This is a genomic window from Paenibacillus etheri (assembly GCF_001012825.1).
GTDB lineage: Bacteria > Bacillota > Bacilli > Paenibacillales > Paenibacillaceae > Paenibacillus_AQ > Paenibacillus_AQ etheri.
In genome coordinates this window covers 36117-49064 of record NZ_LCZJ02000054.1, presented here as the reverse complement: position 1 = coordinate 49064, position 12948 = coordinate 36117, and the positions used below count along the sequence as shown (strand labels likewise).

The 12948-nt window shown below is 43.2% G+C and carries 10 protein-coding genes and 1 pseudogene; 6 read left to right on the top strand and 5 right to left on the bottom strand.

Annotation, left to right across the window (positions count from 1 at the left end):
- Positions 1 to 97: 97 nt before the first annotated feature.
- Together UQ64_RS27365 and UQ64_RS32455 are read right to left on the bottom strand one after the other, a co-directional pair.
- Entirely contained in the window at positions 98 to 727 is a 630-nt protein-coding gene (locus tag UQ64_RS27365) for a DsbA family protein (protein WP_060626622.1), read from the bottom strand.
- A 100-nt stretch (positions 728 to 827) separates the two neighbouring features.
- Positions 828 to 1001 (bottom strand): annotated as a pseudogene (locus UQ64_RS32455) (FMN-dependent NADH-azoreductase); the annotation flags it as partial.
- A gap of 221 nt (positions 1002 to 1222) precedes the next feature.
- Here UQ64_RS32455 and UQ64_RS27360 point away from each other — a divergent pair.
- On the top strand, positions 1223 to 1411 hold the full coding sequence (locus tag UQ64_RS27360) for a hypothetical protein (protein WP_060626621.1): 189 nt from the start codon (positions 1223 to 1225) through the stop codon (positions 1409 to 1411).
- 159 nt (positions 1412 to 1570) lie between these two features.
- On the opposite strand, the gene UQ64_RS27355 is transcribed toward UQ64_RS27360, so the two are convergent.
- Both UQ64_RS27355 and UQ64_RS27350 read right to left on the bottom strand, forming a co-directional pair.
- Positions 1571 to 2644, bottom strand: a complete 1074-nt coding sequence (locus UQ64_RS27355; protein WP_060626620.1) for a Gfo/Idh/MocA family protein — start codon at positions 2642 to 2644, stop codon at positions 1571 to 1573.
- Positions 2645 to 2938: 294 nt separating this feature from the next.
- Positions 2939 to 3736, bottom strand: a complete 798-nt coding sequence (locus UQ64_RS27350; protein ID WP_209445892.1) for a DNA-binding protein — start codon at positions 3734 to 3736, stop codon at positions 2939 to 2941.
- A gap of 498 nt (positions 3737 to 4234) precedes the next feature.
- Here UQ64_RS27350 and UQ64_RS27345 point away from each other — a divergent pair, with 498 nt between their 5' ends.
- Positions 4235 to 6418 carry an alpha-galactosidase gene (locus tag UQ64_RS27345; protein ID WP_060626618.1) on the top strand — a complete coding sequence of 728 codons (2184 nt, stop codon included), beginning with the start codon at positions 4235 to 4237 and terminating at the stop codon, positions 6416 to 6418.
- A 45-nt stretch (positions 6419 to 6463) separates the two neighbouring features.
- Here UQ64_RS27345 and UQ64_RS27340 read toward each other — a convergent pair whose 3' ends face one another.
- Positions 6464 to 7342, bottom strand: coding sequence for a helix-turn-helix transcriptional regulator (locus UQ64_RS27340; RefSeq protein ID WP_060626617.1), 879 nt, complete (start codon positions 7340 to 7342; stop codon positions 6464 to 6466).
- 317 nt (positions 7343 to 7659) lie between these two features.
- Between UQ64_RS27340 and UQ64_RS27335 the strand changes: the two genes are divergently transcribed.
- The 4 genes from UQ64_RS27335 (at position 7660) to UQ64_RS27320 (ending at position 12664) form a co-directional block, all read left to right on the top strand.
- The gene (locus tag UQ64_RS27335; protein ID WP_060626616.1) at positions 7660 to 7857 is read left to right on the top strand and encodes a hypothetical protein; all 198 of its coding nucleotides are present in this window, start codon (positions 7660 to 7662) and stop codon (positions 7855 to 7857) included.
- Positions 7850 to 9112, top strand: coding sequence for a DNA polymerase IV (locus UQ64_RS27330; protein WP_060626615.1), 1263 nt, complete (start codon positions 7850 to 7852; stop codon positions 9110 to 9112). Before UQ64_RS27335 ends, UQ64_RS27330 begins: the two co-directional genes overlap by 8 nt.
- Positions 9109 to 9582, top strand: a complete 474-nt coding sequence (locus UQ64_RS27325; RefSeq protein ID WP_060626614.1) for a YhjD family protein — start codon at positions 9109 to 9111, stop codon at positions 9580 to 9582. Before UQ64_RS27330 ends, UQ64_RS27325 begins: the two co-directional genes overlap by 4 nt.
- A 151-nt stretch (positions 9583 to 9733) precedes the next feature.
- The gene (locus UQ64_RS27320) at positions 9734 to 12664 is read left to right on the top strand and encodes an insulinase family protein (RefSeq protein ID WP_060626613.1); all 2931 of its coding nucleotides are present in this window, start codon (positions 9734 to 9736) and stop codon (positions 12662 to 12664) included.
- Positions 12665 to 12948: the final 284 nt, after the last annotated feature.

Below are 12948 nucleotides of genomic sequence, written 5' to 3'. Positions count from 1 at the left end.
TTATCTCCTTATTGGTGAAGTTATTTAAATTATTACATTTTATTTTTCCCTCTCAGCCGATATATTCTGTGGAATGATAAATGTTTTATACTTTTAATTAAAATCCTTGATAACAATCTTTAAAACGTGCTTCAATTTTATCCGACGTCATTACTCCGCCACCAATAGGAATTAATTGGTTATCCTTGTGTAGAAGTAAAGAGGGATAGCTATTTATACCAAGTTGTTGAACCGTGTTGAAATCATTTTGAACATCTATTATAGTTTCTTGAGATTTTAGTCGCTCTAGTACTTGTTCAGGATCCAAATGATGATCAATAGCTATCTTACGATATGTTTCAGGGTCACTCAGACTTTTTCCATTATAATAAAACGCTTTTTGCATGGCAGAAGTAAATTCTAACAAACGGTTCGGTGCTAATGAACGTAAAGCTGAAAAGCCAATTGCAGCATCTTTTGAATTCATTGTAAAAGTACCTTCTGACAACAAAGCCTGATATGAAGGACCAAATTCTACACCAGTAAGTTGATTAATTCTTTTATTACCTTCTGATATATATGAGAATTTTTTTATTGGCAGATTATCTAAAAATAATCCTCCGGATAAAACAGTTAACGGAATTTCAGGGTGATTTTTGTAAAAATCTCTAATACTTTCTGAAAATCCATAGCACCATCCACAATATGCATCCCATACATATATAAGAGTGTCTTGTTTTGTCTCCATTAAAAACGCCTACCTTTATTTTTTTATTATTAACCAATCTCGCTGTTACTTAGAAATTCTCAGCTAACTTTTTAGCGCGTAGAATTGCATCTTCTTTAATCTATTGTGCTTTTTCAGGCGCCCTATTATGCCCTTCAACATCGATTGCTTCAAAAGAAGGGACGCCAAAAAAATTCATAATTACCAAAAGATGGCGATGCTCCATTTCTAGTTCTTTAGCTGGACCTTCAGAGTAGGAAGCACCACGTGCTTAAATATGCAGTGCTTTTTTATCTTTAACAGGCACGGTCACTACCAGTTGTAACTATTCTAGTTACAACTAGAACGAAAGTCAATTCTTATTGACAAAAAAATTAACTTCCTATTTATTAAATCCTGCGGTAAGTGACTACCGTACGGGTTCGACCCCCGTCCTCGGCATACAGTGAAAACCTTGAGAAATCAAGGTTTTTTGTTTTTTAAGTTTCCAATTAAAGAGTGGGGCACACTGTACACATGCCGGTCCCTAAGGATAGAGACTACGGTCATTTATCAGGGGATGCAGGATATTGTCCACTAACGGACTCCGGAAGTGATTCTCGCCAAACAACTGATTCAGATGAAATCTACGATGATTGTATTGCAAAACTGAACGAAGTCGGCGCAGATAAAATGGAGTGGGAGTCTATTGACTGGTTAAAGTGAGAACATCGCTGTTCACTGGCAAGGATTATTAAATAGGAAAACCGCGATTCTTCCATTACTGGAGAGTCGCGGTTTTCGGTCATGACTGCTTCAGCGCTCAAGTCCCTTCTGTTAAGCTTTTTTTGTATATCAGCAGGGGAATTTCCCATGTGTTTGTTTTTATTTGGCAGACCTGATCTCATCTTGCAAAGTTATAGTACTTCCAAGGGCGGTGGCTTCATCGACCGCGAATGACAATCTGATGTCTGTTAAGGCATCCGCTAATGAGTATGCTGAAGTTCCCGTGTGCAGGAAGCTGGACATATTCAATAAGGCTTGTCCTATCCCAATCTCTTCATCAGAAAGGGGAGAGGGATGAAACGGGTTCTTAAATAGACTAAGCTGTCCTGCACGCAATTCATGCAAGGAGAGACTTTCCAGACTGCCTTCCTGTCCGCCTTGAATCCGATTAATGTTCATATACTCGGTCTCTTCGGTTCCCAGGCGGCGGATAATCTCATTATCGCGAATTTCCCCATGTGATCCGCGGATGAGTACCCGGTTGGTACGGAGGGGCGAGAAATATTGGGAGCGGGTGAAGTCAAGCACTGCACTTTTGCCGGAGGGAAACACCATAATCGCGATATCCTGCTGCTCTGTCTTCAGGTCATCTTCGGCCTCCCTCCCCCTATAAGAGAAGTCCATGATTGGAACCTCCAGCCGGCGAGCTGTGATTTCACATGCGGTGTCAGTGATCGAGAGCCATTTACGGATCAGGCTAATTCCATGATAACCATGCGCAACAGAGACTTGTACATGACCTACCTCGCCCAAATGTCCGGTTTGAATATAGGCGGTTCTTGCCTGATGGTGAGGCAGCAGCGGATATTGCTCGGCTACTTGAATCAGAGGAAAATCAAGGGCACTGGACCGAAGTAGTTCATATTCAGCCGGCGTGGAGGCGGTGGGTGTTTCGGCCAACACAGGTATTTGCAGCGCTGTAAGCTCCAACAGCAGTGAGGCGGCAGCGCTCTTGGACACCGCCAGGACCACAAAATCGCTCTCTGCCGCAAGACGTTCCATCGAGTTGTATACGGTCAGGTTCCATTTGTCGATCAGTGGCTGGTATTTAGCAGGGTTGCGGATCAATACACCGCTTACCTGAAATTGCTGCGGAAGCAGGTGAGCCAACTTAAGGTATATTTCCGCCCGCCAGCCGCTTCCGATTATTCCAAAACGAATAGGTCTGTTCATCGTTAAAGTACACCTCTAATGGTTGATTGATATGTATCATTATTGTATATGAAAAATGATAGCGTACATAGGATTATGTATAATGTGAAACGATTACTTTTTGTTGTTTTTAGCTAAACTATCTTGTGTATTTACAAACAAAGGAGCGATTATCCAATAACCGGATGATCGCTCCTTTGTATAATCCACTTATAAAATTTCAATCAATGACCCATTCCGTGATTGTTAACGGTGTAAATTGTGGAACCCGAATCGACAGCAGAAGCACTAGCAGAGGTAATCATTAAGCTGGAACTAATCAAGACTACGACTGTCAGCAAGAACATTTTCTTTTTCATTAGTAAACTCCCTCTCTATTATAGTTTTCATTATGTTGTGATGCACTTGGAGCTGTGATTGATTAGCATAGTCTCTAAGGATCTCAAATAATGCCGCTGCTTTCTTAAAGCCTGTATCATCTTTCAGCGTAATACTTATTTGAAAGGTTTCCAGAATTGTGTTTATTGCCTCACACATATTCTCCTGTTTGTAGTGGTACATCGCCAGTAAGAATTTGTAATCCACAAAATATCTTATACTCTCTTGAGTTCCTCGTGCTCCTATGTCGTTAGCGTTTATTTCGAATTCTCTCAGAATCCAATCTACGGAAAAGTTATATTTTATCGAGGATTCCAAGATAGTAATTAGTCCCGGTAGTAACTCTTCCTCAGCACTGTTTCTAATGAATTCAACATACTCCTCTAGGATTCCAGTCTTGCCTTCCAGAAGATCTAGCACGTAGGCATTGGCTTTTGCGATATTACGGTAATAGTTGACTTCATGATGACCTTCTTCATCTAACCCTTTGATCCAGCCTAATTTAGAATATTCTAAGATACACCTTCTAGCTTCAGAATAGTTACCGAGCTTTTGCAGTGCGATTCCTTTTGAACATAAGCTAAATCCAAAATAATAAGGAACACTCCGCTTCAGGTTTTGTTCTCTCATTGTGTCACTGCTTGTCTCATATATAATTGCAATCTGTGTGATCAGCTTGTCTGCAATTTCAATCATAGCATCCCAATTTTCCAATGAAAAAGATGCCTTAAGCATACACGTTAAGGAATCGGCATTTAATCCATTCAAATCCAACTTCAATGCGATCTTCCTTTCTTCAGCATATCATTCATCGGTTATTACTGCGACGTTTGTATCTTTAAATTATTCTTTATTTTACCAATATAGTAAGTGATTTTCATCACTGGAACAAGGAAACAAGTGTTTGTTTTATGATTGTCCAAATATAACCAGGGTACAGTGTTTTTACTAAGTTCCTTCGAATCGCAGGAAATATGTCTGTTAAGCTGTTTATTTGCTCCTCTGTTTTTGGGTTATTTGTACGTAAAATACCGAAATGTACCTATCTCTTACTGTACGTTCCGTATTTGATATTTAAGTAGGAAGATTTTATGGATCAATATTTTACTACTCAAGGTATAGATATTAAGATTGTATCCCCTTCCAATTAACTTTAAAATAGACTTCAAACAACGAGAAAAATCAAGCCAATTACGTTACAACAAGATCTGATAAGAAGAGGAGGAGGATATTATGAGTATTTATTATGATGACAGCCGCAAGGTGTTTCATTTACAGTCTGAGCAATCCAGCTATGTTATTGAAGTCGTTAGAGGTGAGCTTCCAGCGCATGTCTATTGGGGTCCTAAATTAGAAGGAATAGCGCAGCCGCTGAATTTGGTGGAACGTTGCTCCTTTAGCCCGACCTACACGATGGAGGATAAGAGAATCTCCCTCGACACTATTCCAAGTGAATTTCCGTCTTATGGAAATGGTGATTTCCGGGAACCAGCGCTTGAGGTTCATTTGGTAGATGGTACGACCGTTACGGATTTCCTTTATAAGAGCTATAAGATCAATAAAGGAAAGCCTGAATTAAAGGGACTGCCTTCCACCTATGTTGAAAGTGAAGAAGAAGCAGAGACATTGGAACTCTTACTTCAGGATGACAAATCCGGACTGGTTGCTGTATTGAGCTACACTGTGTTTAATAATCAGGATGTGATCACTCGTTCCGTGAGAATTGAGAATCAGGGTAAAGATAATGTAGTGCTGAAACGTGTATTGAGCGCGAATGTTGACTTCCATGATTCTGATTATGACATGCTGCAATTATCTGGTACTTGGACGAGAGAACGTCATATCCATAAAAGACCACTCGTGCCTGGTATCCACCGAATTGATAGTAAACGCGGCGCTAGTAGCTCCCAGCAGAATCCTTTTATGGCCTTACTTTCAAAAGATGCAACAGAGGATCACGGTGAAGTATACGGGTTCAGTCTTGTGTACAGCGGAAGCTTTCTTGCGCAAGCGGAAGTGGATCAATACGGAATTTCCAGAGTGGGTATCGGCATTCAACCGTTTAATTTTCAATGGTTGCTTGAACCGGGAGAATCCTTCCAGGCCCCTGAAGCTGTACTGGTAAGATCGAGTCAAGGACTTGGTGGATTATCAAGAACTTATCACCGTCTGTATCGGACCCGGTTATGCAGAGGCGAATTCCGCGATCGTAAACGCCCTATTCTCATCAACAACTGGGAAGCGACCTATTTTAATTTCAACGCAGATAAAATCAAAGAAATTGCTCAAGCAGGCAAGGATCTTGGCCTTGAACTGTTTGTCTTAGATGACGGCTGGTTTGGGAAACGAGACAATGATGATAGCTCACTTGGAGATTGGGTAGAGGATCGCCGCAAGCTTCCAGAAGGTCTCGGAAAACTTGGAGAAGACATTACGGCAATGGGCATGGAATTCGGATTATGGTTCGAACCGGAAATGGTATCACCAGAAAGCGATCTTTATCGTGAGCATCCGGATTGGTGTCTTCATGTACCAGGTCATAAAAGAACGTTGGCTCGCCAGCAGCTTGTTCTGGATTTATCCCGTAAGGATGTATGTGATTATATTGTCGATTCGGTTAGCTCCGTGTTGTCATCGGCTCCGATTACTTATGTGAAATGGGATATGAACCGGAACATGACGGAGATCGGATCTGCTCTTCTTCCAGCGGAACGTCAACGTGAAACGGCTCACCGTTATATTCTTGGACTTTATGATGTACTGGAACGTATCGTCACCCGTTTCCCGCATATTCTATTCGAGAGCTGCTCTGGCGGTGGTGGACGATTTGATCCAGGAATGCTGTATTATATGCCACAGACCTGGACTAGCGATGATACCGATGCCGTTGAAAGATTGAAGATTCAATATGGAACAAGTATTGTGTATCCTTCAAGTTCTATGTGTGCTCACGTATCGGCTGTTCCTAACCATCAGGTGCACCGTATCACACCTTTGGAAACACGTGGCCATGTCGCGATGTCTGGTAGCTTCGGTTACGAGCTAGATATGACCAAGCTCTCTGAGGCTGAGCGCGAAGATATCCGGAAGCAGGTTTCAGAGTACAAGGAACTGAGAATGCTGATTCAGTTCGGTGATTTCTATCGACTGCTTAGTCCATTTGAGGGTAATCAGACTGCGTGGATGTTTGTCTCCGATGATAAAAAAGAAGCCTTTGCCACGTACTTCAGAGTTCTGGCCGAGCCTAATGCACCTCTCCGCAGATTGCGGTTGAAAGGACTCGACCCAGCTAAGAACTACAAACTTGAGCTTAACGGTGAAGTATACAGAGGGGATGAGCTGATGCACTTCGGACTCTCCCTTCCACAGCTTAAGGGCGATTTTAAAAGCTTACTCTGTGTACTTAAAGAGGTTTAATAAAAAGAGGAGGAAGCCACCGGCTTGCTCCTCTTTTTATATGAATTAGTTTTCGAAAAACACATGTTTGGTTAGGAACGCTAGATCCTGTTCGCGGTACGTCGAAGGATTGACCCCAAAATAGGATCGGAAAACTTTCCCGAAATAGCTGGCATTGTCAAATCCGGTTTCCGTCGCGATCTGGTTAATGCTCAAATCTGTGGTTTTAAGTTTAGAAGCTGCCAATTCGATCCGCCGTCTTTTTAAATACTCAAAGGGTGAAAGATTGATGTTTTTTTGAAACAGTCTGCAAAGATGATGTTTGGAAACACCAACATGAGCGGCGACATCGTCTAAGCTTAGATTATTATTATGCAGATCCTCCTTCATAAATTGAATAGCGGCGTGAAGTTTGTCATTTTTTATAAAGGTAGTAAGCGAATTTGGTTTCTTGAGATATTTCTCCATGGACAAGATCCACTGAAAGACTTTTCCTGTTAAAAGATGCAAATCTCGTTCTTCATGAACCTGTATGTCCTTGAAGGTATTCCACAATAAATCGATCGAAACCGATTCTTGGGGGAGCTCTATAATTGGGCCGCAATGAGCAGTAAGTTGGTTCCAAAGTGAAATCGCTAAAGGACCCCGTAGATTGAGCCATAAAACTTCCCAAGGCTCGGTGCCTTCTTCCGGATAATAGTACCTGTGTATACTGGGAACAGTCACTAGAAAAGCTTTGCCCTTCGTTAGCCGATGAACAACCCCATCTATTTCAATTCTACCTTCTCCTGATAAGGTGTACTGAAAAATAACACAACTTCTCTCCGTCCGGTTCTGGCCGTTGAATGAATAGGCAGGTGAATCGAGCTGCTCCCAGCCGATAGAATCAAACAGAAGCATGGAAGCTTCTTCTTCCGAGCGAAAGGTGTAGGAGGAACGGAACATTAGCAGCTTCCTTTCTAGAAAGACTTTTGAGTATAGATCAATAATTTACTACTGTTATTTACTCTATCAAAGTGTAAACCTTTTTTGTTTTCTATTCAATCTCTGTTGAATACGCAATGCTGGATACGCATTTTTTATAGCACATGGATGCACTCAATTGAACTGTGATCTCGTTCGGTTTGAGTTAGATTATTCTCAGCTCTAGAAAAATAGATCCAGGTGTGGTGGGGGAAATTACCTCACCTTTTTTGTTGCTTAAAATTCCTGATTACGCATATAATACAAACAAGTGTTCTTATTTTTATGGAGGCGATCGCATGCAAATCAGCATCGGCCAAATAATTGAAATTATATATCAGGATAAAGCGAGAAATATTAGCCAGCGGAAAATTGAAATACACAGTATCCGTGACGGCCGCATACGAGCAAGCTGTCTAACTACAGGAACGCCTCGCATGTTCTTGGCAGTAAATATTCTTTCATGGCAACCCGTGCAGGAACAACGGCATGCCTAAGAATCGCGTCATTCTACTGTCTGACTGTCAGGCATTTTACGCCTCTGTGGAGAAAGCTGCCCACCCTGAATATCGAGATAAGCCTGTTGCAGTAGGAGATCCGGCAAGAATGAACGGTATTGTGTTGGCGGCCTGCCCGCTTGCAAAAGCAAAGGGGGTAACAACGGCTTCGCGTGTAGGGGAAGCTTTAGCGAAATGCCCAGAGCTAATCGTAATAAGGCCACGTATGGGGACTTACATTAAAGTATCACTCTTGATATCAGAGATTTACCGAACATATACCGATCTGGTAGAACCCTACAGTATCGATGAGCAGTTTCTGGATGTCACAGGATCGCTTGCGTATTTCGGAGGCTCGCTGCAGGATATGATTCATAAAATTCAGCACCATGTTTTACTGTCGACGGGAGTCTGGACACGGGTAGGTATTGGATCTACGAAGGTTATGGCAAAGATGGCGACAGATAACTACGCCAAAAAGATGAAGGATGGGGTATATGAGCTTTCTTTTGACCAACTAGAGACCACCCTTTGGAAACTTCCCGTGCAGGATATGTTTATGGTAGCGGCTAGAATGACCAAGAATTTTTGGCGTATGGGCATATCCACAATTGGAGACATTGCGCGAATGGAACTGCCAGAGTTTAAGCAACGAATGCGAACTACCATGGGCAAGCAAAGTGATATTCAAGCGGAATATTATTGGCAAACTGCGCGCGGGCTAGATCCTAGTCCAGTGGTCACAGGAATGCGTCATCAGATTAAATCAGTGGGACATGGCAAGGCTTTACGCTGGAATTTATACACCCGGCATACGGATATTGAGGTTGTGCTGCTTGAGCTCGTTATTGAAGTATGCCAGCGAGCCCGGCGGTATGGTTATATGGGATCGGTAGTGTCTATTTCAGTTTTGGAGACGGACGGAGAGCGTTCAAACGCTTACGAGCGTCAGATGACATTGCCCGAACCAACATCACTAACGCACGAAGTAGCTGCTGCAGCACAAAAATTATTTGCAGACAACTGGTCGGGCCTTCCCATAGGTCGATTAGCGATTTCCTTGTCTAACCTATCAGATGATAGTGTCATCCAACTTACACTCTTTGATGACAGGATTCGGGCTTACAACAAAGAACGTGCAATCGATCAAATAAAAGCTCGTTATGGCAGTAAAGCTCTAATTAGAGCTTCATCTATGCTTGAATCCGGTGTTGCCCTAGAAAGAGCTGAACAGATTGGAGGTCACTTTAAATGAGTAAACTTGAGGGTAATGAACGCTGGAAAACAAAAATGATCATGACCGAGCATGTTGAGCAGTACGAGGAACAACAGCGTGAGCACCCAGATAAAATGATAACTATGGAGGAACGTACGATGGTTCGTGATCTCATTTTGCTTCCTTACATAGATACCATGGTTAGCAAGAGCCTGAAAGAGATCGAGCCCTCCAGCAACATTCTTAAACGCGCCTATTTGATGGCTGGTCAAGCCATTCAACGCCGGATCATGCAGGATACTTATCAGCTGCAAAAAGAGCTGAAACAGCGGAATATCAGGGTGCTGGCAGATGAACAGGAGGAATTCCTGGTGTATTACAAAATCTTTTGCCGAGGATATCAGGAACGCTTTGGATTAACTCGAGATGTTATGCGTACAGAGATAAGCTTAAGGTTGACTAAATACACAGCTGAACTCGGAGCAATATTAAAAGATCACTTGAAATAAAACAAGGCTTTGTCAGTGATTGTACTGGCGTGGTCTTGTTTTATGTGAACCGGAAATTAATCCCGGAAACCTTCTACTGATGGAATAATCGCCCAGGGATATGATAAGCTCATGTAGAGTTATCATATCCCTAAACAGAGGAGGGAAATCTATGAGCCGTTTGATCACAGGGAACACTTATTATGGATTTCAGGTCGTTAATGAGGAATTTATCCGGGAGAACGAATCCAACGTATTCACGCTGGAACATCTGAAGAGCGGCGCCAGGCTGCTGTTCGTGCAGAATCAGGATGACAACAAGGTATTCAGCGTAAGCTTCAGGACCCCACCTGAGGATAGCACGGGGGTCTTTCATATTTTGGAGCATTCCGTATTATGCGGTTCAGAGAAATATCCGGTCAAGGAACCTTTTGTAGAATTACTGAAAGGCTCAATGCAGACGTTCCTGAACGCATTTACGTTTGGGGATAAGACAATGTATCCAGTGGCGAGCCGGAATGATCAGGACTTTTCCAATTTGGTGGAGGTTTATTTGGATAGTGTCTTTCAGCCGAATATTTATAAGCAACAAGAAATTTTTGAGCAAGAGGGCTGGCATTACGAGCTTCAGCATCCAGAAGATGAGCTTATCTATAAAGGCGTGGTTTACAACGAGATGAAGGGTTCTTATTCCTCGCCAACTACGGTATTGATGGACCGAATCAAAAAGTCATTGTATCCGGACACGATCTATCGTCATTCTTCAGGTGGAGATCCACAGGAGATTCCTGCGCTTACCTATGAGCAGTTTCATAAGGCGCACAGCAATTATTATCATCCGTCCAACAGTTATTTTTATCTCTACGGTGACGTTAATATTGAAGAAAAGCTGCAATTTATAGACCAAGAATATCTTAAGTCTTATGAACGAAACAGCTTCGATACGTCCATTCCCCTTCAACAGCCCATTGGAATGACGGAGCTGGTAGCGGATTATCCGATTCTGGAAGCAGAAGCAGCCACAGACAAAACTTATTTGAGTCTGAATTATGTGATTGGAACCTCTACAGATCGGGAACTGAACCTGGCTTTTGATATTTTAAAAAGCATGCTGATGGACAGCAACGCAGCTCCACTCAAGCAAGCCCTGCTCGAAAGCGGACTGGGCAAAGACGCGTTTGCTTTTTATTCCGACAGTATGATCCAGCCGCTGCTTGGTATTACGCTGACTCATTCCAATGCCTCCTCCAAAGATGCTTTCGTGGAGCTGGTGAAGACTACATTAAAGCGTCTAGCCCAGGACGGACTAGATGAGAAGCTGGTGCTGGCAGCGGTCAACAGCAAGGAATTTGAACTGCGGGAAGCGGACTTTAACCAGTATCCGAAGGGTCTTACTTACAATATCGAAGTGATGAAGTCCTGGCTCTATGACGGTCAGCCGACTACTCACATGCGCTATGAAGAGGTGCTCACGGCCATTCGGGAAAAGCTTGCAGACCGTTATTTTGAGAAGCTGATTGAGGACTATTTGCTGAACAGTGATCATTGCAGTGTGGTGGTGCTGAACCCGTCCAAGACGATCGCAGCTGAAAAGGAAGCATCCACTCAGCATCAATTGAGTGAATACAAAGCGTCACTGCAACCCGATCAGTTGGAGCAGCTTGTTCAGAGTACACAGCATCTTCTGGCACGGCAGAGCCGTCGGGATGCAGCCGAAGATTTACAGAAGCTACCGAGTCTGTCCCTTCAGGACATTAACCGTAGTGCAGAACCACAGGTGCCGACCTATGAACATTTCCATGAGGGCATAAAGGTGATCCACCATGAGGTAGCTACCCATAAGATTGCCTACTGCAAGCTTTATTGGGATACGAGTGTTGTAGCTCCTGAGCGAATTCCTTATTTAGTACTGCTTGCAGAGGTGTTGGGCCAAATGGAGACTGCCTCCTACAGCATTGAAGAGCTCACCAGTGAAATCGGGATCAAAACCGGAGGCATATATTTCAGGAATGAGCTCTTTGGCGCTGCAAAAGCTACGGGGGCGAGTTATCAGCCTAAATTCTCTGCGCTGGTGAAGGTGATAGAGGGGCATATTGCTGAATCACTGGATCTGCTGCGAGAGATACTTTATACAAGTGCGCTCGACAATTTGACCAAGCTGCAGGAAATCGTCCGCCGGGAAGCCTCGCAGATGGAATCGATTCTGAATCAAAGAGGGAATGAGATTGCGGCCAGCCGCCTGATGTCTTATTTCTCGGATATGGGAGCGTATCAGGAACAACAGGGCGGCGTTACTTATTACCGCTTTATCCGCGAGCTTGCCGAGACGTTCGATCAGCAGGGAGCTCAGGTGGCAGACACATTGAAGGACATCTGTGGGGATTTGTTCAATAAAAACAATCTGATCATCAGCGTGACTGGAACACCTGATTTATATGAGGAATTCGCTAATAATGTTGCGAAGCTGGATATCCAGGATCGGCCAGTGGTGAGTATGCCTAAGATTACAGCGCAGGAACATGCGGACAATGAAGGATTTATGTCTTCCAGTCAGGTGCAATATGTGGTCAAGGGATACGACTTCACTAAGCTAGGATTCACGTATTCCGGCAAAATGCAGGTGCTCAAAAAAATCTTGAGCCTCACCTATCTGTGGAATGCCGTGCGTGTGAAGGGCGGTGCTTATGGCGGGAACCTGGTTCTGCGCAGAGATGGGATGATGATGTTCACTTCCTACCGTGATCCGAATTTGCAGGAGACGCTGGAGGTTTATGATCAGGCTTATCGATTTGTTGAGGGGTATGGAGCAGATCCCGATGAGATGACCAAAGCGATTATCGGCACCTTGTCCATGTTGGACCAGCCACTTAGTCCCAGTGCTCAGGGACGGCGGGCGGACCGGCATTATTTTGAGCAGGTGACGGAGGCCGAACTGCAGAAAGAACGGGATGAAATCTTATCGACAACACCGGAAGACATCAGACAGTACACCGATTTACTTAAGGCTGTGACGGAACAAAATTATTTCACAGTGGTTGGTAATGCGTCCAAGTTGAAATCGACAAAAGCATTATTCGGAAGTTTAGAGGAACTTGTGAAGTAAGTTCCTCTACTAGCTCCTTTTCAGTACTTGTCTACTCGACAAGTGCTGAAAAGGAGTTTTTTATAAGTTGAACTAAAAAACATTCTAAAGTAGAACGGTATACAATCAAGAAGTCTGGGGACAACAGCGGCCGGAAGTCCAAACATTCACCGTAGTCACGAACTTACCTTAGTGGAAAAATATTAAATTGAACTCATTTAGTTAGAACATTTACAGTTAGGTTTCTAACTATTATGTTAATGGTATTACTTAGAGTTCTAACTAATCTTTTCTAATTTGATTCG